Annotated in this window: 20 protein-coding genes; 9 read left to right on the forward strand and 11 right to left on the reverse strand. The window is 63.8% G+C overall.

Annotated elements, in window-relative coordinates; genetic code table 11:
- Nucleotide 1: 1 nt before the first annotated feature.
- The gene (locus AB4136_RS02755) at nucleotides 2–1,210 is read left to right on the forward strand and encodes an amidohydrolase/deacetylase family metallohydrolase (protein WP_024924409.1); all 1,209 of its coding nucleotides are present in this window, start codon (nucleotides 2–4) and stop codon (nucleotides 1,208–1,210) included.
- A gap of 87 nt (nucleotides 1,211–1,297) precedes the next feature.
- Entirely contained in the window at nucleotides 1,298–1,735 is a 438-nt protein-coding gene (locus AB4136_RS02760; protein WP_051504808.1) for a RidA family protein, read from the forward strand.
- A 6-nt stretch (nucleotides 1,736–1,741) separates the two neighbouring features.
- On the opposite strand, the gene AB4136_RS02765 is transcribed toward AB4136_RS02760, so the two are convergent.
- Complete coding sequence (locus AB4136_RS02765) at nucleotides 1,742–2,566, reverse strand: IclR family transcriptional regulator (protein WP_441930217.1); 825 nt, start codon at nucleotides 2,564–2,566, stop codon at nucleotides 1,742–1,744.
- A 98-nt stretch (nucleotides 2,567–2,664) separates the two neighbouring features.
- Between AB4136_RS02765 and AB4136_RS02770 the strand changes: the two genes are divergently transcribed.
- The gene (locus tag AB4136_RS02770; protein ID WP_137900320.1) at nucleotides 2,665–3,861 is read left to right on the forward strand and encodes an aminotransferase class V-fold PLP-dependent enzyme; all 1,197 of its coding nucleotides are present in this window, start codon (nucleotides 2,665–2,667) and stop codon (nucleotides 3,859–3,861) included.
- A 32-nt stretch (nucleotides 3,862–3,893) separates the two neighbouring features.
- The gene (locus AB4136_RS02775) at nucleotides 3,894–5,726 is read left to right on the forward strand and encodes an ABC transporter ATP-binding protein (RefSeq protein ID WP_137900319.1); all 1,833 of its coding nucleotides are present in this window, start codon (nucleotides 3,894–3,896) and stop codon (nucleotides 5,724–5,726) included.
- 242 nt (nucleotides 5,727–5,968) lie between these two features.
- Here AB4136_RS02775 and AB4136_RS02780 read toward each other — a convergent pair whose 3' ends face one another.
- Nucleotides 5,969–6,628, reverse strand: coding sequence for a response regulator transcription factor (locus tag AB4136_RS02780; RefSeq protein ID WP_137900318.1), 660 nt, complete (start codon nucleotides 6,626–6,628; stop codon nucleotides 5,969–5,971).
- Nucleotides 6,629–6,748: 120 nt separating this feature from the next.
- Here AB4136_RS02780 and AB4136_RS02785 point away from each other — a divergent pair, with 120 nt between their 5' ends.
- Both AB4136_RS02785 and AB4136_RS02790 read left to right on the forward strand, forming a co-directional pair.
- Complete coding sequence (locus AB4136_RS02785; RefSeq protein WP_137900317.1) at nucleotides 6,749–8,521, forward strand: ATP-binding protein; 1,773 nt, start codon at nucleotides 6,749–6,751, stop codon at nucleotides 8,519–8,521.
- Between the two features lie 179 nt (nucleotides 8,522–8,700).
- On the forward strand, nucleotides 8,701–9,192 hold the full coding sequence (locus tag AB4136_RS02790) for a GNAT family N-acetyltransferase (protein WP_024924402.1): 492 nt from the start codon (nucleotides 8,701–8,703) through the stop codon (nucleotides 9,190–9,192).
- A 100-nt stretch (nucleotides 9,193–9,292) separates the two neighbouring features.
- Here the strand turns inward: AB4136_RS02790 and AB4136_RS02795 are convergent, their stop codons facing one another.
- Both AB4136_RS02795 and AB4136_RS02800 read right to left on the reverse strand, forming a co-directional pair.
- Nucleotides 9,293–10,582 (reverse strand): NCS2 family permease, encoded by a 1,290-nt coding sequence (locus AB4136_RS02795; protein WP_024924401.1) that lies wholly within the window; start codon nucleotides 10,580–10,582, stop codon nucleotides 9,293–9,295.
- A gap of 471 nt (nucleotides 10,583–11,053) precedes the next feature.
- Nucleotides 11,054–11,479 carry a MerR family transcriptional regulator gene (locus AB4136_RS02800; RefSeq protein ID WP_024924400.1) on the reverse strand — a complete coding sequence of 142 codons (426 nt, stop codon included), beginning with the start codon at nucleotides 11,477–11,479 and terminating at the stop codon, nucleotides 11,054–11,056.
- Between the two features lie 67 nt (nucleotides 11,480–11,546).
- Between AB4136_RS02800 and AB4136_RS02805 the strand changes: the two genes are divergently transcribed.
- On the forward strand, nucleotides 11,547–13,886 hold the full coding sequence (locus AB4136_RS02805) for a heavy metal translocating P-type ATPase (RefSeq protein ID WP_024924399.1): 2,340 nt from the start codon (nucleotides 11,547–11,549) through the stop codon (nucleotides 13,884–13,886).
- 60 nt (nucleotides 13,887–13,946) lie between these two features.
- On the opposite strand, the gene AB4136_RS02810 is transcribed toward AB4136_RS02805, so the two are convergent.
- Nucleotides 13,947–14,621 carry a glutathione S-transferase family protein gene (locus tag AB4136_RS02810; protein WP_024924398.1) on the reverse strand — a complete coding sequence of 225 codons (675 nt, stop codon included), beginning with the start codon at nucleotides 14,619–14,621 and terminating at the stop codon, nucleotides 13,947–13,949.
- Nucleotides 14,622–14,632: 11 nt separating this feature from the next.
- The gene (gstA, locus tag AB4136_RS02815; protein ID WP_024924397.1) at nucleotides 14,633–15,259 is read right to left on the reverse strand and encodes a glutathione transferase GstA; all 627 of its coding nucleotides are present in this window, start codon (nucleotides 15,257–15,259) and stop codon (nucleotides 14,633–14,635) included.
- Nucleotides 15,260–15,404: 145 nt separating this feature from the next.
- Here gstA and AB4136_RS02820 point away from each other — a divergent pair, with 145 nt between their 5' ends.
- Nucleotides 15,405–16,319 (forward strand): LysR family transcriptional regulator, encoded by a 915-nt coding sequence (locus tag AB4136_RS02820; RefSeq protein ID WP_024924396.1) that lies wholly within the window; start codon nucleotides 15,405–15,407, stop codon nucleotides 16,317–16,319.
- Here the strand turns inward: AB4136_RS02820 and AB4136_RS02825 are convergent.
- Complete coding sequence (locus AB4136_RS02825) at nucleotides 16,316–17,671, reverse strand: glutamine synthetase family protein (protein ID WP_024924395.1); 1,356 nt, start codon at nucleotides 17,669–17,671, stop codon at nucleotides 16,316–16,318. The genes AB4136_RS02820 and AB4136_RS02825 overlap by 4 nt on opposite strands.
- Before the next feature lie 158 nt (nucleotides 17,672–17,829).
- Between AB4136_RS02825 and rpe the strand changes: the two genes are divergently transcribed.
- Entirely contained in the window at nucleotides 17,830–18,507 is a 678-nt protein-coding gene (gene rpe, locus AB4136_RS02830) for a ribulose-phosphate 3-epimerase (protein ID WP_024924394.1), read from the forward strand.
- Between the two features lie 29 nt (nucleotides 18,508–18,536).
- Here rpe and nagA read toward each other — a convergent pair whose 3' ends face one another.
- Genes nagA through AB4136_RS02850 form a run of 4 tightly spaced genes read right to left on the reverse strand, consistent with a single transcriptional unit; the run spans nucleotide 18,537 to nucleotide 22,385 of the window.
- Entirely contained in the window at nucleotides 18,537–19,694 is a 1,158-nt protein-coding gene (gene nagA / locus AB4136_RS02835) for an N-acetylglucosamine-6-phosphate deacetylase (RefSeq protein WP_024924393.1), read from the reverse strand.
- The gene (locus tag AB4136_RS02840) at nucleotides 19,691–20,722 is read right to left on the reverse strand and encodes an SIS domain-containing protein (protein ID WP_024924392.1); all 1,032 of its coding nucleotides are present in this window, start codon (nucleotides 20,720–20,722) and stop codon (nucleotides 19,691–19,693) included. Before AB4136_RS02840 ends, nagA begins: the two co-directional genes overlap by 4 nt.
- Complete coding sequence (locus tag AB4136_RS02845) at nucleotides 20,719–21,507, reverse strand: GntR family transcriptional regulator (RefSeq protein ID WP_024924391.1); 789 nt, start codon at nucleotides 21,505–21,507, stop codon at nucleotides 20,719–20,721. The genes AB4136_RS02840 and AB4136_RS02845 overlap by 4 nt, the downstream gene beginning before the upstream one ends.
- A complete protein-coding gene (locus AB4136_RS02850; RefSeq protein ID WP_024924390.1) occupies nucleotides 21,504–22,385 on the reverse strand; it encodes an N-acetylglucosamine kinase in 882 nt (293 codons plus the stop codon). Before AB4136_RS02850 ends, AB4136_RS02845 begins: the two co-directional genes overlap by 4 nt.
- Nucleotides 22,386–22,518: the final 133 nt, after the last annotated feature.

Genomic DNA, 22,518 nt, shown 5'->3' on the forward strand with positions numbered 1-22,518 from the left:
GATGGCAATCGCTGGAACGGGCAAGCCGCTGCTGATTTCCAATGTAAGGCCGATCGCACTTGGCGGCGGCGCTTCGACTGGGACCACCGACATTCTCGTCGGAGCGGATGGCACGATCGCCGCCGTCGGCTCCGCGCTTCAGGCGCCTGAGGGCACCGAGCGCATCGACGCCAAGGGTGCGTGGATATCGCCAGGCTGGGTCGATCTGCATGTGCATGTCTGGTACGGCGGCACCGACATCTCGATACGTCCGTCCGAATGCGGCGCCGAACGCGGTGTTACGACGCTTGTCGATGCCGGCTCGGCGGGTGAATCCAACTTCCACGGCTTTCGCGAATACATCATCGAACCCGCGCGCGAACGCGTCAAGGCGTTCCTCAATCTCGGCTCCATCGGCCTCGTCGCCTGCAACCGCGTGCCGGAACTGCGCGACATCAAGGACATCGACCTCGACCGCATCCTGCAATGTTATGCCGACAACAGTGAGCACATCGTCGGCATCAAGGTACGCGCCAGCCACGTCATAACCGGCTCGTGGGGCGTGACCCCGGTCAAGCTCGGCAAGAAGATCGCCAAGATCCTGAAAGTCCCGATGATGGTGCATGTTGGCGAGCCGCCGGCGCTTTACGACGAGGTGCTCGAGATCCTCGGCCCCGGCGACATCGTCACCCATTGCTTCAACGGCAAGGCCGGTTCGAGCATCATGGAAGACGAGGACCTCTTCAACCTCGCCGAACGCTGCGCCAGCGAAGGCGTGCGGCTCGACATCGGCCATGGCGGTGCGTCGTTCTCGTTCAAGGTCGCCGAGGCGGCGATCCAGCGCGGCCTGATGCCGTTTTCGATCTCGACGGATCTGCACGGCCATTCGATGAACTTCCCGGTCTGGGACCTCGCGACCACCATGTCCAAGCTGCTGTCGGTCGGCATGCCGTTCGACAAGGTCGTTGAGGCTGTCACCCATGCGCCGGCCTCGGCGATCAAGCTGGACATGCCGAAGTCGATCGCGGTCGGAGAGCGCGCCAATTTCACGATCTTCGATCTCGTCGACGGAGACCTGGAAGCTACCGACTCGAACGGCGACATCTCGCGGCTCAAGCGCCTGTTCGAACCGCGCTACGCAATCATTGGAGCGGAGGCTGTTACCGCCAGCCGATACGTGCCCCGCGCCCGCAAGCTGGTGCGCCATAGCCATGGCTATTCGTGGCGCTGAACCATGACCGCAGAGACTGGAACCGAATTGACCGCCTCCCAAGCAAAGACCGTACTCGCTGAAGCGAGCCCCGACGACCGCCTTGCCATGCTGGGTGTCGAGCTGCCGCCGCCACCGCCGCCGGTTGCCAACTTCGTTACCCATGTGCGCGAGGGCGACATGCTCTACCTCTCAGGGCAGGGGCCGCGCGAGGCGGATGGCAAGCTGTGGACCGGCAAGGTCGGCGACAACGTCGACGTCGGCCTGGCCTATCAGCACGCACGCTTGGTGGGCATCAACCTGCTGGCTGTCATGAAGGAGGCGCTCGGTGACCTCTCCCGGGTCAAGCGCGTCGTCAAGGTGTTGGGCATGGTCAATGCGGTGCCCGACTTCGAAAACCACCCACAGGTCATCAATGGGTGTTCGGACTTGTTCATCGAGGTCTTTGGCGAAGCCGGCCACCACGCACGCTCGGCCGTCGGCTTCGGTTCTCTGCCCGGCAACATCACGGTGGAGATCGAAGCTATCGTAGCACTTCGGAACTGAGCGATGTCAGCGGTCGCGCCAGCCCATCGACGTCTCGATCCGCGCCGCCGAAGCGCGCACGCGATCAGTGTAGTGGCTCTCGTCGGACAGCACCTTCTGTTCCGGCAGGACGATGGAAATAGTGGCGACACATTTGCCGTCGCGGTCGCAGACCGGCGAGGCGATGCAGGCGACCGCATAGTCGGATTCGGCAATCTGCGTCGACAGCCGCTGCTCGAACGCCTTGCCGGCTGCCACCGACAGGGCCGTGGCGTCGACCTCGGCGCGACCGGTCGGCGACATGCGGGCGCAGCGCTTGAACAGCTCGATGCGCTCGGCCTCCGGCAGATGCCCGACCAGCAGGCGCCCGGACGCCGTCCAGTTCAGCGGCACCCGCGTGCCGACGCGCGAGGCAACCTGGAAGGGACTGGGACCGTCGGCCATGGCGAGCACCAGCATGTAGTCGCCATCACGCCCGCAGAGCTGGACGGTCTCGCCAGCATCGCGGCACAGATCATGCATTTCCCGGGTGGCGACGCCCATGAAATCGAGCGAGCGCGCATAGGCCAGGCCATAGTGGTAGAGCCGCGCGCCGAGCCAGACGGCGCCGTCGGGGCTGCGGGTCAGCATGTTCTTTTCGACGAGATCGTCGATGATCACGTAGACCGTCGACAACGGTGCCTTGATCGCCTTGGCAATGGCATAGGCGCCCGCCGGCTCGCCGGTCTCGTAGAGATAGTCGATCACCTGCAAGGCGCGGTCGATGCCCGAAACCCGCGAGCGTCTGGTACTGCTTCCCGCCGCCGATGCATCGGTTTCGGTCGCTTCTGCAGAGTGAGATATCGCGTCCAACGGCGTGCTCCCGGGAATTCTGGGAAGTATATTACATTATTATGGCATAACTTGTCGACCTGAAAGCCGGCGCTTTGCCACTGCATGGGAGAAGAAAAGTGACAGAAGATGTTCGCCGCAAACTCGGCCTGCGACCGGTGATCAATGTGTCGGGAACCATGACCAGCCTTGGCGCGTCGATCGTCGTCCCGGAAGCCATTGCCGCGATGAGCGAGATCTTGCCGCAGTTCGTCGAGATCAACGACCTACAGCGCAAGGCGAGCGCCGTGATCGCCCGGCTGACCGGTGCCGAAGCGGGCTATGTGACGGCGTCGTGCTCGGCCGGCATTTCGCTTGCGGTCGCGGGCGCGATGACCGGCGACAATCTGCTGGCAATCGAGCGTCTGCCGGACCAGACGCCGGTGAGGAACGAAGTGATCATCCAGATGGGTCACATCGTCAGCTATGGCGCCCCTGTCGACCAGGCGATCCGTCTGGCCGGGGCAGAGCCCGTCGTCATCGGGCAGGCGACGTCGACGCACCGCTTCCACATGGAAAACGCCATCACCGATAAGACGGCGGCCGCCGTCTATATCGTGTCGCACCACGTGGTCGATTACGGCCTCCTCAACCTGATCGAGTTCGTCGAGATCGCGCATGCCGAGGGCGTGCCGGTCATCGTCGACGCGGCGTCCGAATATGATTTGCGTATCTTCCTGGCGCAGGGCGCCGACCTGGTTCTCTACTCCGGCCACAAATTCCTGGGCGGACCCACCTCCGGCATCGTCGCCGGCAGGAAGGAGCTGGTGCGCCACGCCTTTCTGCAGAACCTCGGCGTCGGCCGCGGCATGAAGGTCGGCAAGGAAAGCGTCTATGGCGTCATGGCCGCGCTGGAAGCCTGGGAAAAGCGCGACCACGCAGGCATCCGCGAGCGTGAGACCGGCTATCTCAGGCTGTGGAAGGAAACCCTCGACCGCCGCCCCGGCGTTCATGCCGTGATCGAGCCGGACCCGACGAAGAACCCGCTCGACCGGCTGCGCGTCAATATTCTCGCCGAGGACGCGCACATCACTGCCTGGGACCTCGCGACTGCGCTCGCCGGCGGTGACCAGCCAGTCATCGTGCGCGACCATGAGGTCGAGCATCACTATTTCTATCTCGACCCCTGCAACCTGCATGCCGGACAGGAGGCGATCGTCGCCAGGCGGCTGGCCGAGGAACTCGACAAGGCGCGCGCCTCCAACGAGATCATCGCCACGCCGTTCGAGAGCCGCAGCCGGCATCGGTTCGACGGCCTGCTGCGCTGGCCGGATTGAGCGGGCTGTCGACCATTCAAGGAGGAGCAAAGATGAGCGCAGAGACATCCAGGCCCGGCCAGGCAATCGACCCGGTTCTGTCGGTCCAGAACCTCACGACATCGTTTCTGGTCGAAGGCAAATGGAAACAGGTGGTGCGCGGCATCTCCTTCGACGTCGCGTCGGCCGAAACGGTCGCCATCGTCGGTGAATCCGGCTCTGGCAAGAGCGTGACCTCGCTGTCGATCATGCGCCTGCTGCCGCAGGACACCAGCCGCGTCGAGGGTAAGGTCATCCTCAGCGGCCGCGACCTGATCGCTTTGCCCGAAGACAAGATGCGCCAGGTCAGAGGCAACGACGTCTCGATGATCTTCCAGGAGCCGATGACGAGTCTGAACCCGCTCTTCACCATCGGCGACCAGATCTCCGAGGCGCTTCTGTGCCACAACGACATGTCCTTTGCCGATGCCCGGGCCGAGACCATCCGGCTTTTGGAAAAAGTGCGCATTCCCTCCGCCGCCTCGCGCTTCGATGAATATCCGCACCGGTTCTCCGGCGGCATGCGCCAGCGCGTCATGATCGCCATGGCACTTGCCTCGCGCCCGAAGCTGCTGATCGCCGACGAGCCGACGACGGCGCTCGACGTCACCATCCAGGGACAGATCCTCGACCTGATCAAGATGCTGCAAGAGGAGCAGGGCACCTCGGTGCTCTTCATTACCCACGACATGGGCGTGGTGGCCGAGATCGCCGATCGTACGGTCGTCATGTTCCGCGGCGACCAGGTGGAGACAGGCGCTACCGCCGACATCTTCCACCGCGGCAAACATCACTACACGCGGGCGCTGCTGTCGGCCGTGCCGGTGCTTGGCTCGATGAAGGCGCATGACCGTCCGCTGCGCTTTCCCATCGTCAATACCTCGACCGGCGAGGCCGTCCAGCCCGCCGAGACGCCCGATACCGTCATGCGCGACAGGCCCGTGCTGGAGGTGAAGAACCTCGTCAAGCGCTTCGACATCCCGACCGGCTGGCTCGGCCGCATTGGCGGGCGTGTCCATGCCGTCGAGAATGTTTCCTTCGATCTCTTTGCCGGCGAAACGCTGTCGCTGGTCGGCGAATCCGGCTGCGGCAAGTCCACGACCGGCAGGGCCATCATGCGCCTGATCGAGCCGACGTCGGGCGCGGTCACCATCGACGGCAAGGACATCCTTGCCATGAACAGGCACGAGATGCGCCAGATGCGCAAATCCGTGCAGATGATCTTCCAGGACCCGTTCGCTTCGCTCAATCCGCGCATGACGGTCGGCCAGGCGATTGCCGAACCCTATCTAGAGCACAAGATGGGCACTGCGAAGCAGGCCCGTGAGGTCGTCGCCGACCTGCTCGCCAAGGTTGGCCTCACGCCTGACATGGCAAGCCGGTACCCCCACGAATTCTCGGGCGGCCAACGGCAGCGCATTTGCATTGCCCGCGCGCTCGCGCTCGAACCCAAGGTCATCGTCGCCGACGAAAGCGTCTCGGCGCTCGACGTTTCGGTCAAGGCACAGGTCATCAACCTGATGCTCGACCTGCAGCAGAGCCTGAACCTCGCCTTCCTGTTCATCAGCCACGATATGGCCGTCGTCGAGCGCGTCAGTCATCGCGTGGCGGTGATGTATCTCGGCGAAATCGTCGAGATCGGTCCCCGCGCGGCGGTCTTCAATAATCCTCAGCACGACTACACCAAGCGCCTAATGGCTGCGGTCCCGGTTCCCGATCCCGACCGTCGCCATGAAAAGCGCCCGACCGCCACAGAAGAGCTGAAGAGTCCGATCCGCGCGCCGGACTATAATGTCCCGCAGCGCCAGTTCCGCGAGGTTTCGAGCGGGCATCTGGTGGCGGTTTAGTCGACCGCGCGCGGGCGAAGATATTGATCAGCGGCAGGTTGAGCAGCAGTAGGAGGTTGCCGACGAACGGCGAGCCGATGGGCCGCCGACAATCTCAGCCCGTTCCGATCACGAGAAGCATGCCGCCTTTGTGAACGCGCGTGGCTGCCCGGAATAATCGCCATCGGTTTTCCTTTGGATTGAACCTGAAAAACACGCGATCCTCCCGCCTCGTTCAGGTCCGCACATGCGGGCCTTCGCTTTCAACCTGCGGGCAACCCCAATCTGACCGCATAGGCGGTTAGTTCAGCGGTGGTATGAAGATCGAGCTTCCGCATCAGGTTTTCGCGATGCTTGCGCGCGGTTGCCGGGCTGATGCCGAGCCGCTCGGCGGTCTCGCGCGCCGTCAGGCCTTGCGCCACCAGAAGCAGCGTCTGTCGTTCGCGTGGCGTCAGCGGCACCGGCGAAACGACTTCCGGCGCGACCGGTGGTTTGTTCCGATCGGCCGGATCGGCAATGGCGAAGCGGACGGTTCGTGCCACATAGGTCTTGCCAAGCCGCAGTGTTTCGATCGCGGTGCCCAGTTCTTCGGGGTCTCCGTCCTTGGTAAGATAGGCGTTGGCGCCGGCCTCCAGCGCCGCGCGCACCGTACGCGGTTCGGTATTGGCGGTCAGAACGACAATCTTCAAGCGTGGCGCAACGTCCCTGATCTCGGCGATGAACGGAACGCCGGAGACGCCTGGCATGCCGAGATCGAGTACCAGAAGATCGGCCTTGGTCTCTTGCGCGAGTTTGAGCAGCGACTGGCCATCGGCGGCTTCGGCGATCACCGAAACGTCGTCCATGGCGGTAATGAGCAGTTTGAGCCCTTCGCGCACGATGGCATGGTCGTCGGCAAGAATGGCGGTCAGCTGGTGGATCATGCAACCTCAACACAATACCCCTCTAGCTATTCTACTGATCGCTAATTTATGGAAAACATCAGCAAAGGGATCGGGACCGTCCGGAAGAAGCAGGCACCCGGCAGAATATCGGAGGTCGCGGTGCAAGACGACAAAATCCAGGAAGCGCTGGTCGAGCATCTCTACCGTAACGCCTATGGTATCGTCATCTCCAATGTCACGATCTCGCTCGGCGTCATCTATGTGCTCCAAGGCTCCATTCCAGCAAGCTGGCTCGCACCGTGGGCTATTGCGGTCTATGCGCTGACTGCAGCCCGTGTCCTTGCGGCGCGGCGTTTCTGGAAACGGCCTAGAACACCAGGTTCCTTACGCGGATGGGCCTGGTTGGCGGCCGTCTTTTCGTGGGTGTCGGGGTTGCTCTGGGGCATGCTGACCTGGATCGGCTTCGTGCCCGACCAGCCGCATCTGTTTGCCTTCATAGTCGCGATCCTCGCGGGCCTTGTCAGTGGGACCATTCCGTCCCTGTCTGCCTTTCCACCGGCACTCGTCGGCTCGATCCTGGCGACGACGATACCGGTTGCCGCGCGTTTCACGACGATGCCGGGGGTGGTCGGCGATGCCTATCTGTTCCTGCTCGTCTGCCTCATCGTCATCAACATCTACTATGGCCTCATCGCCTATCGCACGTTGCATGAATCGATCAGGCTGCGCCTGGAAAATGTCGGGCTGATCGGCCACTTGCAGGAAGAGCGCGATCGTGCCAAGGCCGCCGATCACGCCAAGACGCGGTTCCTGGCGGCCGCATCTCACGATTTGCGGCAACCGATCCACGCCCTAGGCCTGTTGGTCTCGACCCTTTCCGTGCTCGGCCAGCGTGGCGACGTGCCGGGGGGCCAAGCGCGCAGCCTGGCGGGATCGGCAAAATCCATCGTCGGCAATCTCAGCGGCTTGCTCAACGCACTTTTGGACATTTCTCGGCTGGATGCCGGTGTCGTCACCGTGGCGCGTGAAACCGTCGATCTCGGCGAGCTCTTCCGCAATCTTCGCGACGAGTTTGCTGACGAAGCAAAGGCAAGGGGGCTGCACTGGCACGTTGCGCAGACCACCGTTCTTGTCGATACCGACCCGATGATGCTGAAGCGCATTCTCGACAATCTGTTGTCGAATGCGTTCCGCTACACCAGACGCGGCGGCGTCTTGCTCGGCTGTCGCCGGCGCGGAGAGTTGGTTGAAATCCAGGTTTGGGATACCGGTTCGGGCATTCCCGAAGATCAACGGGAGGCTGTGTTCGAGGAATTCGTGCAACTGCAGAACCCGGCAAGGGATCGCACCCAGGGGCTGGGCCTGGGCCTTGCCATCGTTCGCCGCACGGCGGAATTGCTTGGCCACCCGCTGAAACTTGCCTCCGTCACCGCGCGCGGGTCGATGTTTTCAGTCGCCATGCCCGCCGTTCGTATGCGCCTGCCGCCCTCACCGGTCGAAAGCATGCCGCGCGAACATTCGGCGGCGAGCATCATGATTGTCGATGACGAGCGCGATGTTCTGGATGCGATGGTTCGCTTGCTCGAGCTCGAGGGCTACCGTGTCTATGCCGGACAATCCGCGATGGATGCGCAGATGGCCCATGCCGCCGCCGCCAGGATCGGCGCTGCTCCGGTCGACCTCATCGTCGCGGATTATCGCTTGAAGGACGATACCACTGGCGTCGAGGCGATCCATGCGTTGAACGCCTATCTCGGCCGTTCCGTACCGGGAATCATCGTCACCGGCGACACGTCGCCGTCGCGCATCAAGGAAGCCACCGCCAGCGGTTTCCGCATCTTGCACAAGCCGGTCAGCGGCGAAGAACTGCGCGACGCGATCGCGGCGGTTCGTTCCAATAACCTACTGGCTGGCACCGATGGGCTGCGCTGATCTGGCCAAGAGCAGGAAGCCTGAAGCACATCGGCGTGGGGCCAACTAAACGGTCGCTCGCGAAGCTCTTCTTGCGCCTTGGTCCCGCCGCGGTTCGTGCGTAGGCGCATGCCGGTTCGCGACGCGAACGCGGCGGCCCGACAGGGCTGCCAAGCATACCCTGCAGGAATGGAAAGACCATGAGTGAAGATACCCTCGCGGCTGATGCCGAAGTTACGCTTCGGCGCGTCACCGTCCACACGGTCGGCGACGTCTGCGATCTCAGCGAAACGCTGAGCGAGGCGCAGCGCAACAAGGTTGCCGACAATGGCATTTCGATCGCCGAAGCGCATTTTTCGGAAAACGCCTGGTTTCGCGCCATCTATGCCGACGACACGCTGGTCGGTTTCATCATGCTGCACATCGGCGCCGACCACGACGACGGCATCGACTGTCCGGGCGTGTTCCTGTGGCGGCTGATGGTTGGCGGACCGTTTCAGGGCAAGGGTTTCGGCCAGAAGGCCATCGCGCTGGTCGTGCGAGACCTGAAGGCGCGCGGTATCGGCGAGCTCTACACCAGCTATGGTGTCGGTGAGGCTAGCCCGGAAGGTTTCTACAAGCGGCTGGGCTTCAAGGAGACCGGCGACATGTATGACGACGAGGTCGAAGCCGTCTTGGTTTTTGGTGGCTGAACGCATGCCCGAGGGGCCGAACGGACCTCCAGTCTCAGGGTAGAAAAACAACAGCCGCGGATCCGGACAAGCCAGATCCGCGGCTGCTCGTCGCCTGAGATTAGCCGACGAAGGCGAAGCGGATGACGAACAGGATCGCCACCAGCCAGGTCGCCAGATGCACTTCGCGGATGCGGCCGGTCAGTGTCTTCAGAACGGCGTAGCTGATGAAGCCGAAAGCGAGACCGTTGGCGATGGAATAGGTGAACGGCATCATCAGCGCCGTCAGCGCGGCCGGTGCTGCCTCGGTGATCTCGGCCCAGTCGACCTCGATCAGCTCGCGCATCATCAGACACGCGACATAGAGCAGTGCCGGCGCGGTCGCATAGACCGGCACGGAACCGGCGAGCGGCGAGATGAACAGGGCTGCGAGGAACAGCAGGCCGATCACCAGGGCGGTGAGGCCGCTGCGGCCGCCAGCCTGCACGCCGGACGCGCTTTCGACATAAGCGGTGGTCGAGGACGTGCCGAGCAGCGAGCCGGCGACGATCGCGGTGCTATCGGCCAAAAGCGCGCGGCCGAGCCGGTTCGGCTTGCTCTCTTCGATCAGCCGGGCCCGCTTGGCGACGCCGATCAGCGTGCCTGTAGCATCGAACACCTCGACCAGGACGAACACCAGAATGACATGGACCAGGCCGCTGTGCAGTGCGCCGACGATGTCGAGTTGCAGAAAGGTCGGTGCGATCGAGGGCGGCATCGAGAAGATGCCCTGGAAATGGCTCACGCCGAGCAACATCGACAGGACGGTGATGACCAGGATGCCGATCAGGATGGCGCCCGGTACCTTGAGCCCATCGAGCGAGGCGATGATGAAGAAGCCGAGGATGGCCAGCAGCGGCCCGGTCGTGTTGAGATGGCCGAGCTGGACGAAGGTGGCGTCGCTGGCGATGACGATGCCGGAGCTCTTCAGCGCGATGATAGCCAGAAACAAGCCGATGCCGGCGGCGATCGCACTGCGCATGGAATGCGGGATGCCGGCGATCAGCCAGCTGCGGATACCGGTCACGGTCAGGAGCAGGAAGATCAAGCCAGAGATGAACACCGCGCCAAGTGCCTGCTGCCAGGTGAAACCCATGGCGCCGACGACACCGAAGGCGAAGAAGGCGTTGAGGCCCATGCCAGGCGCCATGCCGATCGGCCATTTTGCCACCGTCGCCATGATCAGCGAACCGAGCGCCGCAGCCAGACAGGTGGCGACGAACACCGAACTCCTGTCCATGCCCGTCGAAGACAGGATCTCCGGATTGACGAAGATGATGTAAGACATCGTCAGGAAGGTGGTGATGCCGGCGATCACCTCGATGCGCACCGACGTTCCCAGTTCCTTCAGTTCAAAATACTTCTCGAGCATAGCTTTTCCTCCGCTGCCCGTTTCCTCCTCATCGGCTGCTCCCGGCCCCCTGCCGCGCACAACCAATGCCGCCCCGTGATGTCACGAACCGCGGTCTTGACCCTGGCTGAACCCTGTCGTCAACAAACACCAGTCTACCGGTGCTTGATGCCGATTTCCCGCAATGGAGAAATCGACAAACAGACATGAGGCACGCTCGCTGCCCAAGTTATCTGGAAGTACTTCCGGTTGTTTCCCCGGCGCAAGAGCTCACTCGGCCACCTTTGTCGCAAACACTTTCGCTATTTTCCTGAATATGGCGGGCGGGCGACATGGCTTGTTTGAGGTTGCCTACCGAGCTTCCAGCCGTCGGGCAAAATCTTTCGATGACGAACGCGCGAGTATTGCCTGTTGAAACAGCGGCGCATCGGTCTGTCAAACTCCGATCGCGGCTCAGCCGGCGGCCGTCGCTTGGCGGAACAACAGTCGGTCCTAGTGTTCTGGGTGCATGCATTTGCCGTGGTCGGCAAGCACCTCGATCACCCGGCATTCGGCGAGCCGTCCGTGCCGGCAGCCCTCCACCATCACTTCCAACTCGGACTTCAACGCCGTCAGGCTGGCGATGCGCTGCTCCACTTCAATCAGCCGGGCCTTGGCGATGGCGTCGGCGCTGGCGCAAGGCTGGTTCGGATCGTCTTGCAAGATAAGCAGCGTGCGGATCGCCGCGACGTCGAAGCCGAGCTCGCGGGCATGGCGTATGAAGGCCAGTCGGCGCAGGCCCTTGGCGTCATAGAAGCGCCGGTTGCCCTCGGTGCGCGGTGGCTCCGGCAGCAGTCCGATCTGCTCATAGTAGCGGATAGTAGGCACCTTCACGCCGCTCTGCGCCGCCACTTCGCCGATGGTCAGATCCGACTTCATTTTTCCTCTTGCTCCTCTAGTCGCTAGAGGATGTAGCGTCTGCCTGAACATAGTCAAGGGAATGATCATGGCACAGGCATCACAGCAGATGCGCTATCGCGTGGACGGCATGGATTGCGCCTCCTGCGCGGCAAAAATCGATACCGCCGTGCGGCGGCTGAAAGGCGTCGAGGACGTTTCCGTTTCGGTGACCGCTGGCACGATGACGGTGAAACACGATGGCAGCGGGGCGCTGGCCCCGGCTATCGAAAAGCGCGTCACCGGCCTCGGTTACAAGCTGGCGCTAGTGCCGGCATCCAGTCCGGCGCCGGTGGCTGCCGACAAGGATGATGCATGCGGCTGCGGTCACGATCATCACACGCATGGTGAAGGTGATCACGATCACGCGGGACACGACCATGATCATGCGGGTCATAATCACGCAGGCCACGATCATTCCGGCCATACCCACGGTGCTCGCAAGACGACTGCACCTGTTGCGGCGGCCAGCGTCGATGTCGAAGGCTTGCACGGCCATGATCATGGCCCGAGCACTGGTCCGTGGTGGAAGTCCGGCAAGGGCAAGCTGACAATTGCAGCGGGTGCCGCGCTGGTCGTCGCCTACGGCATCGGCAAGCTGGTGCCCGGTTACGAAACCTGGATCTTCACCGTCGCCATGCTGGTCGGCCTGCTGCCCATCGCGCGCCGCGCCTTCATGGCGGCTCGTGTCGGCACGCCCTTTTCCATCGAGATGCTGATGACCATCGCCGCGATCGGCGCTGTTATCATCGGCGCCACGGAAGAGGCGGCGGCCGTCGTCTTCCTGTTCCTGATCGGCGAATTGCTGGAAGGCGTTGCCGCCGGCAAGGCGCGCGCCTCGATCCAGTCGCTCACCAAGCTGGTGCCGAAGACGGCGCTGCTCGAGCGCGACGGCAAGGTGGCCGAAGTGCCGGCCGAAACCCTGGCGGTCGGCTCCATCATCATGGTGCGTCCCGGTGACCGCATCCCCGCCGATGGCATCGTCCTTTCGGGCGAAAGCGCGGTCGACGAGGCGCCGGTCACCGGCGAAAGCGTACCGGTGCGCAAGGGGCCGGATTCCACCGTCTGTGCCGGCACGGTCAACAGCGACGCGGTGCTGCGCGTGCGGGTGACGGCTGCTGCCGCCGACAACACCATTGCCCGCGTCGTGCGGTTGGTCGAGGAAGCGCAGGAGAAGAAAGCACCGACCGAGCGGTTCATCGACCGCTTCTCGAAATACTACACGCCTGGCGTTGTGGTCTTCGCCGCGCTCGTCGCCATCATCCCGCCGCTGGCGATGGGCGGCGCCTGGGATGAGTGGATCTACAAGGGTCTCGCCATCCTGCTGATCGGCTGCCCCTGCGCATTGGTCATCTCAACGCCAGCCGCCATCGCCGCCTCGTTGTCGTCCGGAGCACGGCGCGGCCTGCTCATGAAGGGCGGCGCGGTGCTGGAAAATCTCGGCAAGATGACTGCAGTCGCCTTCGACAAGACCGGCACGCTGACCGAAGGCAAGCCCAAGGTGACCGATATCGACGGTTTCGGCCTGCCTGCCGGCGAGGTGCTGCGGTTGGCCGCGGCGCTGGAGACCGGTTCCAGCCATCCGCTCGCCAAGGCCATATTGGGGCGGGCCGAGGCCGACGGCATCGTGGTCCCTGAGGCCACGGGCTCCAAGGCTATCGGCGGCAAGGGCGTATCGGGTACGGTTGATGGAACCGAGATCTTCCTCGGCTCTCCGCAGGCAGTCGGCGAACGCGTGCCGCTGAATGCCGAACAGTCGGCCCGCATCACCGCCCTGAACGACGAAGGCAAGACCGTCTCGCTGTTGCTCGCCGGCGGCAAGCTGGCCGGCGCATTGGCGATGCGTGACGAACCGCGCCCGGACGCCAGGGTCGGCCTGCAAGCGCTCGCCGATCGCGGCATCAAGACGGTGATGCTGACCGGCGACAATGCCCGCACCGCCGCTGCCATCGGCAAGCAACTCGGCATCGAGGTGCGCGCCGAACTGTTGCCTGAGGACAAGCAGCGCATCGTCGGCGAACTGAAAAGCCAGGGCTTCGCGGTTGCCAAGGTTGGCGACGGCATCAACGATGCCCCGGCGTTGGCCGCCGCCGATGTCGGCATCGCAATGGGCGGTGGTACCGATGTTGCGCTGGAGACGGCGGACGCCGCCGTGCTGCACGGACGTGTCGGCGACATCGCGGCGATGATCGCGCTTTCCAAACGCACCATGTCCAACATCGGCCAGAACATCACCATCGCGCTGGGGCTCAAGGCCGTGTTCCTGGTCACCACGGTGATCGGCATCACCGGCCTGTGGCCGGCGATCCTTGCCGATACCGGTGCAACCGTTCTGGTGACGATGAACGCTCTGCGCCTGCTCGGTGCTGCCAAGCCGGGTGCGGCCTGATTGATGGAAACGAAGGCGCCGCAACTTGCGTGGCGCCTTCGACGTATGCGTCTGGCGTTCTCAGGCAGCCTTGAGAAGATAGGCATCGTGCCGTTGGAGAAATGCGCGCAACCGGTCAGGGTAGTCAGTTCCGACCGCCATGCGTACGCTCGGCCTTTCCGCGAGCGCCGTCCGCCAGGCGCGGACCCGTGGCGCGTTCTTAAAGACCCGGGTCTCGGCGATCGTGTCGAACAGGTCGAAATAGCGGAAGACCGGCGCGAAAACCGCATCGACCAGGCTGAAGTTCGCGCCGGCAAAATAAGGTCCTTCGCCGAGCACGCTTTCGATGCGCTCGAACTTCTGCGCGATCGCCACGCGTTTCTGCTCATAGACCGCCGGGGCCGCCGTCGTCTCCAGCCCCCAGATGTCGGACAGGATGTTCGAGCCGAATTCCATCCAGGCGCGGTGCTCGGCACGCGTCAGCGGATCGACCGGGTGCAGCCGGAGCCTGCCCTGCGTCTCCTCGATATATTCGCAGATCACCGAGCTTTCGAAGAGCACGGTTTGCGAGCCATCGGGTTGCCGCACGATCAGCAGTGGTACCTTGCCGAGCGGCGATATAGCCGCGAACCATTCCGGCTTGTCGGCGAGATCGATCATGATCTTCTCGAACCCGATGCCTTTCTCGGAAAGCGCGATCGCCGCCCGCTGCACATAGGGGCACAGATGGTGGCTGACGAGAGTTAGGGTCTGCATGACGATGCTCCTCAGGCCGCAACCTTCATGCCTTCGGCCCGCATCGCCTCGCGCACTGCAGGCCGTGCGCCGACGCGGTCCATGAAGGCGCGCAGATGCGGGAAGGCGGAAAGGTCGACCTTGGCGAAGGCCGACCAGCCGACGATAGTGAAGAGATAGGCGTCGGCGGCACTGAAATATTCGCCCATCAGGAACGGCCCGGATTTCGCCAGATGGGTTTCGACGAAGACCAGCCGTTCGGCGATTTTCTTGCGGGCGACATCCTGCGCCTGCATGCCGTATTCGGGATGAAACAGCCACGGGCTGTACATCTTGTGCAGTTCGGTGGCGATGAAGTTCAGCCAGGACTGCTGCCGGTAGCGCTCCGCCGTGCCGGCGGCCGGCACGAGACCGGATTCCGGCTTCAGGTCGGCGAGATACTGCACTATGGCAGCGCCCTCGGTCAGCACCGAGCCGTTGTCCAGTTCGAGCGCGGGCACATAGCCGTTCGGGTTGACGGCGGTGTAGTCTGCTCCGGTCTCGGTCGGATGGGGAGTTCTGGCGAGATTGACCTTTTCAAAGTCGAGGGCAATGCCGGCTTCCAGTGCAACGATGTGCGGCGAGAGCGAGCAGGTGCCGGTGGCGTAGTAGAGTTTCATGGCAAATCCTTTCGGGATTGGCGCCGTCAACAGCGACGGCACCTTCCGCCATGAAGAATAAGGTTGGCGTTCACGCATTGCTCATTGGCATTTTGCTTATTGCACTTGCATGACTGCAAGCAGGATAGGTGCTATCTCTCTCGGCATGGATGACTGGAACGAATTGCGGCTGGTCCTGGCGGTTCAACGCGAAGGAAGCCTGACGGGTGCCGCGAAAGCCCTGAACGTCGATCATTCGACGGCTTTTCGCCGGCTCAATGCGTTGGAAAAGCGCGTTGGCGTGCATCTGTTCGAGCGTTTGCCGGGCGGCCTCTATCAGGCCACCGTCACCGGCGAACGTATGGCCGCCACCGCCGAGCGCATCGAGGACGAGACGCTGGCGCTCGACCGCGACATTGCCGGTTCCGACCATCGTCTTTCAGGGCGTTTGCGTGTCACTTCTTCGGAGACACTGGCGTACAGCCGATTGCCCAGCCATCTGGCTGCGTTCCGCCGCACGAACCCCGGCATCGTGGTCGAACTCCTCATCGACAATCGCGTGCTCAGCCTGTCACGACGCGAGGCTGACATCGCGCTGCGACCCGTTCGTCCCAAGGAAGGCGACCTGTGGGGGCGCAAGCTCTGTGCTGCAGCCTGGACCTTCTTCGCGACGCCTGCCTATCTGGAGGCACTTGATGGCTCGGTTGGGGATATCGGTGACAGGAAAGATCTGATCGGTTGGGAAGAAGGTGCGGCCGGCATCCAGGCAGCGGACTGGTTAAGCCGCACCGCGCCGGACAGCGCCTTCGTCTACCGAACCAACAGCCTGGTCAACCAATCGGTTGCAGCAAAGGCGGGTATCGGCCTCGCGCTCTTGCCTTGTTACCTTGGCGACAGCGATCCTGGCCTTGTGCGGGTGCGGCCGGAACCCTTGGCCGATCTTGAAGGGGAGTTCTGGATCGTCACCCATGCCGATTTGAAACGGACGGCACGGGTGCGAGCCTTCTTCGAACAGGTCGGCGAGGGGCTGGCCCGCGAGCGCGACCTGTTCGAAGGGCGCATGCCGAGCGCGGGTGTCTAGACAATCTCCAGATAGGCGCTGAACTCGTAGTCGGTCACCTGTTCGGCGAAACCGGCTATCTCCTGGCGCTTGCAGGCGACCAGCATTTGCCTGAGCACCGGCGCGAAGATTTCGGCCGCGATCGCACCGCTCTCGAAGGCGTCCACCGCCTGACCCCATTCGGCCGGGATCTTGCGTTGTTTCTTCGCGGAGTAGGCCCTGCCTGTCTGCGGTGCCGTCGGCTTCCAGCCGTTACGGATGCCGACCAGCGCCGCGCCCAGGATCGCGGTGAGCACGAGATAGGGATTGGAGTCGGCGCCGGCGACGCGGTGCTCGATGCGCCGTGCCTTCGGGTTGCCGCCGGGAATACGGATTGCCGCCGTGCGGTTCTCATAACCCCAGGAGATCGAGGTGGGCGCATGCGTGTCGGGCCGCAGGCGGCGATAGGAGTTGTAGTGCGGTGCAAACAGCAGCGTTGTTTCGGCCATGCCGCGCAGCAGGCCGGCGACCGCGCTCTTCAGCATCGGCGAGCCTTCGGCGGTGCCGTCGTCGAAGACATTCTCGCCCTTCTCGTTGAGCAGGCTGAAATGCACATGCATGCCGTTGCCAGACCGTGTGCCGTATGGCTTGGCCATGAAGGTCGCCGCCAGCCCGTGCTTGCGCGCCACACCCTTGACGATGCGCTTGAAGAAGACGCTGTCGTCCGCCGCCTTCAGCGGGTCGTCGGTATGCAGGAGATTGATTTCGAACTGGCCGATGCCGTTTTCGGCGATCGCCGCGTCGGCCGGCACATTCTGGCGCGCGCACTCCTTGTAGACGTCGGAGAAGAACTCGCCGAAATCGTCCAGCTCGTCGATCGACAGGATCGCGTCGGAATCGAGCCGCTTGCCCGTATAGGGCGAGATCGGCGGCATCGCGCTGTCAGGCTCGGGGTCGATCAGGTAAAATTCCATTTCGGTCGCCACGACGGGGCGCAGCCCCAATTCGCGATATTGCGCGACAACCGCCGCCAGCGCCTGGCGCGGATCGGCGAGAAAGGGGCGTCCGTCCTCCAGCGACAGCCACAGTGGGATCAGCGCACTGGGCCGCGACGTCCAGCTGACTGGCAGCGGGCCGCGTCCCGTTGCCTCGCAGATGCCGTCGCCGTCGCCGGTGGCGAAAACCTGCGTGCTGCCGATGATGTCCTCGCCCCACACGTCGACCCCGACGATGGAGAGCGGCATGCGTATGCCACCACCGAGAACCTTGGAAGCCTGCTCGACCGGGATGCGCTTGCCGCGCATGATGCCGTTCAGGTCGCAAACCACTGCCTGAACGCTTTCGATCGGACCGTTTTGTTCAATCCATGTCTTCAACTGTTCTGATTCGCTCAATTTGAGCACCCATGCCTTTCTTTGTTGGGAACCGCATCGCCCGGGAAGCTGGCATTGCGTCCGACGCCGGTCAAGCCGGACAGGTTGGGACAGCGATTCCTGTCGACAAGCGCCCAGCATGCGGTTAGGCGGAGACAAACAGAGCAACGGGAGCGGTCATGACCCGAAAAACCCTCATTGCGCCTTCGGTGCTGGCGTCGGATTTCTCCAAGCTTGGCGACGAGGTCGAGGCGATTGTCGCGGCAGGCGCCGACTGGATCCATCTCGATGTGATGGACGGGCATTTTGTGCCCAACATCACGTTCGGCGCGCCGGTCATCAAGGCGATCCGCAGCCGCACCAAGGCCTATTTCGACTGCCATCTGATGATCGCGCCGGCCGATCCCTATCTGGCGGCCTTTGCCGAAGCCGGCTGCGACGGCATCACCGTGCATGCCGAAGCCGGGCCGCATCTCGACCGCTCCCTGCAGACGATCCGAAATCTCGGCAAGAAGGCCGGCGTTTCGCTAAACCCCGGCACGCCGGAAAGTGTCATCGAATATGTGCTGGACCGGCTCGACCTCGTGTTGCTGATGACGGTCAACCCGGGTTTCGGCGGTCAGGCCTTTATCCCAGCCGTCGTCGAGAAGGTCAGGCGGGTCAAGGCGCTGATCGGCGATCGGCCGATCCATATCGAGATCGACGGCGGTGTCAGCCCGGAAACGGCGCCCCTGGTGACGGCTGCTGGCGCCAATGTGTTGGTCGCGGGCGCCGCCGTGTTCAAAGGCGGTACGGTCGATGCCTACCGCGCCAACATCGAGGCGATCAGGACGGCTGCCGACAAAGCGGCGGGCTAAGCTACCTCATCCCGGCGGCGACGGCGTAACTAACCGAACACCCTGTTGCCGCCGATCCAGACACCCTTCATGCCGAGATCGTCGGTAAGTGCGACGATGTCGGCCGCCGTGCCCTTGGCGAGTCGGCCGAGTCGGTGCGACTGTCCGACAGCCTCGGCCGCGTAGAGCGAGGCCATGCGCAGCGCTTCCGCCAGCTCGATGCCGACGACCTTGTGCATGAAGCGCACTGCCGAGATCATGTCGAGGTCGGCGCCGGCCAGTGTGCCGTCGGCCAGGCGCAGACTGCCATCCTTGCGGTAGATGGTGCGGCCGTTCAGCGTGAACGAGGTCATGTCGGTGCCGATCGTTGCCATAGCGTCGGTGACCAGGAAGATGCGCGCCGGACCCTGCTTGGCCTTCAGCGCGATCTCGATTGTCGCGGGGTGCACATGGATGCCGTCGGCGATCAGACCGGCGAAGACCTTGCCGCTGTCGACGGCGGCACCGGCCAGCCCCGGCTCGCGATTGCCGATCTGGCTCATGGCGTTGAACAGATGCGTGGCCATGGAAGCGCCGGCGTCGGCATAGGCGGTCGCTGTCGCATAGTCGGTGTCGGAATGGCCAAGGCTGACGACGATGCCGGCCTTGGCCAATGCCTCCACCTGCGCGGCCGTGACCGATTCCGGAGCGATCGTCGTTTGCAATACCGGCAGCTTCGCCCGGGCTGCGATCAGCGCCGCCTGGTCGGCGTCGTTCATCGGGCGGATCAGCTTCGGGTCGTGTGCACCCTTGCGCGCCAGCGACAGATGCGGCCCTTCCAGATGCAGGCCGAGGAAGCCAGGCAATTTACGTCTGGCTGCTTCCGCGCCGGCAGTGACCGCCGCAGCGGTGATCTCGGGCGTGTCGGTGATCAGCGTTGGTAAAAGCGCGGTGGTGCCGAAAGGCACGTGGGCCTGGCAGATCGTCTCTATGGAAGCGAAGTCCGGATGGTCGTTCAGCATGACGCCGCCGCCGCCGTTCACCTGAAGGTCGACGAAGCCCGGCGCCAGCAAGCCGCCGCCGAGATCGATAGTTTCGGCATTCGCCGGAACGGCATCGCGGCCGACGATCGCCTCCACCAGGCCGCCGGAGACGACCAGCGCGGCATCGTCATGCCAGTCGGCACCGTCGAAGATGCGGGCGCCGGTGAGTGCGAGAGTCTTGCTCATACCGTCTCCGTCACCTTGCGCAGGTTCGGCGGGGTGTCGGGATCGAGGCCGCGGTGGCGGGCGAAGGCCTCGACGAAGGCGTAGAAGGATACGATCAGCGTCAGCGGGTCGGTCAGCGGGTGCCCGGTCGCGGCATGCGGCAGCATGATGGCGTTCTTGGCCAGCTTCGACGTGATGAAGGCCGAGGCGCCCTTGTTGGCCAGCGTGTCCACCGCGGCGGCAAGCGAGGGTTCCGACGCGTCGCGAGCGGCCAGCGCCAGCACCGGGAATGTCGGGCCGACCAGCGCCATCGGCCCATGCATCACCTCGGCGCCGCTGTAGGCTTCGGCGTGCACGGCGCAGGTCTCCTTGAACTTCAGTGCCGCCTCCGAGGCGATCGCGAAAGACGGACCGCGACCGAGGATGAAGAACGAATTGTGCCCATCCAGCGCCGCAGTCAGCGGCGACCAATCGCAGGCGACCGCCTCACGGAACCGTTCCGGCAATTGCTTCAGCGCCGCGATCAGCGCTTCGTCGCTGGTGGCGTGCGCCATCAGCGCGAGGCCGGCCACTGCGGAATTGACGAAGGTCTTGGTGGCCGCGACGCTGAGTTCCGGCCCGGCCAGAATGTCGATCGCATAGTCGGCGGCCCGCGCCAGCGGCGAATCGGCGGTGTTGGTCAGCGCGATCGTCAGTGCACCGCGTGCCTTGGCGCTTTCGGCCATGGCGACAATGTCGGGACTTTTGCCCGACTGCGAGATCGCCAGGCAGGCGGAGCCGTTCAGCCTGAGCTTCGCACCATAGATCGAGGCGACCGACGGGCCGACCGAGGCGACTGCGAGGCCGGCGGTCAGCTCGACCGCGTATTTCATGAAGGTGGCGGCGTGGTCGGACGAGCCGCGCGCCACGGTGACGATGAAATTCGGGTCGCGCTCGCGGATGCCGCGCCCGGCCTCGCTCAGTACCTTGCCGGACTTGTCGAGCAAGCGAGCGGTAGCGTCCGGAATCTCCTCGACCTCGCGGCGCATATGGGTTTTTGTTGTTGTCATGGCCGTACTCCAGTGTCGTCGTTGGTTACGCCAAGCCTGAGCTCGGCGACAAAGTCATAGGCATCGCCGCGATAGACCGACCGGGTGAATTCGATCACCTTGCCACTGGCGAGATAGGATATGCGCTCGATGCGCAACGAGGCGGAGCCGGTAGGCGCTTCGAGCAGTCGCGCGTCGGCCTCGTTGAGATTGACGGCGGAAATTCGTTGCACGGCGCGCACCGGCCGGCTGCCCCGTTCCTCCAGCGCCGCATAGAGCGAGGAGCCGACCGCGGTCGGATCGGGCAAGGCGCTGGCCGAAAGCGAGGCGCGCTCGATCGCCAGCGGCGTATCGTTGGCAATGCGCAGGCGTGCCACCCGCGCTACCATCTCGCTGGCGGCCAGTCCCAGCACCATCATCTCTTCGGGCGAGGGCGCATAGAGCCCGCGATCGAGCCAGGTCGAGCGCACCGCCTTGCCGCGACGCGCCATGTCCTCGGTGAAGGAGGTGAGCCGCGACAGCGACTGCTCGACGCGCTCCATGCGGGGCGCCACGAAGGTGCCGGAACCATGACGTTGGACGAGAATGCCGCCCTTGACCAGATCCTGCACTGCCTTGCGCACGGTAACGCGAGAGATATCGGCCATGGAGGCGATGTCGCGCTCCGAAGGCAGTGCGTCGCCCGGGCCGATCGCGCCACGATTGACGGCATCCTCGATGCTGCGGCGAAGCTGCAGGTAAAGTGGCGCACCGCTTTGCGAAGCCTGTTTCAGCGAAGCAAAGATGGCGTCGCCGGCGTCGCTCATCGCGCAGCCTCGACCGGGGCGGCGAACATGCGCACCGCCATGCGCACCGCGCCGCCCAGCGCATCGTCGAGCGGCGTCTTCAACAAGGCGCGATGGCGCTCGGAAAGGCGCGGCGCATAGAGCGGAGCAAGGCCACCGAGCAGGCAGAGAGGATCGCCAGCTTCCAGACCGAGTACGCCGAGCGAGGCCTCCACGTCGGCGACCGCTTTGTCGACGATCCAGGTGGCGACGGCGTCTCCCTTGGCCGCATAGTCGAACACCTTCGGAGCGAAGCCGCCAAAGTCGCCGGGCTTGGCGTTGGTGGTGAACTCGACCACGTCTTGCGGGTTGTTGCGGAACACGCCCATCATTTCGGCGGTCAGCGGCGATGGCTCGCGGACGCCGTCATAGGCGAGCAGGGTCTGTTCGAGCAGGTCGCGCCCGATGCGTGCGCCGCTACCCTGGTCCCCCACTTGAAAACCCCAGCCACCGATCGGTCGCGACTTGCCGTTCTTGCGCACCATATAGGCGGTGCCGGTGCCGAGGATCGCCATGGCGCCGTCGCCGGAACCGACCGCGCCTTCCAGCGCGATCTCGGCATCCGTCTCCACGCTGGAACGGCTGAAGGGCAGGATCGCCTCGAGTTGCTGCTTGTAGGTGCCGACATTGGCGCCGGCCAATCCGAGCACGGCTGGTGTCTGCGGGATCAAATCGGGGTCTTCGCCGGCCGCGAGAAACGCTTGCCTGGCGGCTTCGACGATGTTGGTGCGGGCGCCGGTTAGATCACTACGGATGTTCGCGGCACCGGCCTTGGCGCGACCCAGGATCGCGCCGTCCGCCGTTGCCAGCGCCGCCCTGCAGCTGGTGCCGCCGCCATCGATGCCGAGCACGAAAGTCACGCTGAAATCTCCTCTCGGTTGATAATACCAATAAAATACCAATAGCCAAGAACAAATTTGTGGTTCGATTCAAAAAGCGGTAACTGTATGAAAAATAGGATGATTTAGTTTGGTCAGAAAGGAAATTGCTGCG

The sequence above is a fragment of the Mesorhizobium sp. 2RAF21 genome (assembly GCF_052115345.1).
GTDB lineage: Bacteria > Pseudomonadota > Alphaproteobacteria > Rhizobiales > Rhizobiaceae > Mesorhizobium > Mesorhizobium terrae.

Excerpts from the sequence above, each read along its gene's own strand:
- AB4136_RS02755 (WP_024924409.1), top strand. The coding sequence starts at position 2 with ATGGCAATCGCTGGAACGGGCAAGCCGCTGCTGATTTCCAATGTAAGG.
- AB4136_RS02760 (WP_051504808.1), top strand. The coding sequence starts at position 1,298 with ATGCTGGGTGTCGAGCTGCCGCCGCCACCGCCGCCGGTTGCCAACTTC.
- AB4136_RS02775 (WP_137900319.1), top strand. The coding sequence starts at position 3,894 with ATGAGCGCAGAGACATCCAGGCCCGGCCAGGCAATCGACCCGGTTCTG.
- AB4136_RS02780 (WP_137900318.1), bottom strand. The coding sequence starts at position 6,628 with ATGATCCACCAGCTGACCGCCATTCTTGCCGACGACCATGCCATCGTG.
- AB4136_RS02790 (WP_024924402.1), top strand. The coding sequence starts at position 8,701 with ATGAGTGAAGATACCCTCGCGGCTGATGCCGAAGTTACGCTTCGGCGC.
- AB4136_RS02795 (WP_024924401.1), bottom strand. The coding sequence starts at position 10,582 with ATGCTCGAGAAGTATTTTGAACTGAAGGAACTGGGAACGTCGGTGCGC.
- AB4136_RS02800 (WP_024924400.1), bottom strand. The coding sequence starts at position 11,479 with ATGAAGTCGGATCTGACCATCGGCGAAGTGGCGGCGCAGAGCGGCGTG.
- AB4136_RS02805 (WP_024924399.1), top strand. The coding sequence starts at position 11,547 with ATGGCACAGGCATCACAGCAGATGCGCTATCGCGTGGACGGCATGGAT.
- AB4136_RS02810 (WP_024924398.1), bottom strand. The coding sequence starts at position 14,621 with ATGCAGACCCTAACTCTCGTCAGCCACCATCTGTGCCCCTATGTGCAG.
- gstA (WP_024924397.1), bottom strand. The coding sequence starts at position 15,259 with ATGAAACTCTACTACGCCACCGGCACCTGCTCGCTCTCGCCGCACATC.
- AB4136_RS02820 (WP_024924396.1), top strand. The coding sequence starts at position 15,405 with ATGGATGACTGGAACGAATTGCGGCTGGTCCTGGCGGTTCAACGCGAA.
- rpe (WP_024924394.1), top strand. The coding sequence starts at position 17,830 with ATGACCCGAAAAACCCTCATTGCGCCTTCGGTGCTGGCGTCGGATTTC.
- nagA (WP_024924393.1), bottom strand. The coding sequence starts at position 19,694 with ATGAGCAAGACTCTCGCACTCACCGGCGCCCGCATCTTCGACGGTGCC.
- AB4136_RS02840 (WP_024924392.1), bottom strand. The coding sequence starts at position 20,722 with ATGACAACAACAAAAACCCATATGCGCCGCGAGGTCGAGGAGATTCCG.
- AB4136_RS02845 (WP_024924391.1), bottom strand. The coding sequence starts at position 21,507 with ATGAGCGACGCCGGCGACGCCATCTTTGCTTCGCTGAAACAGGCTTCG.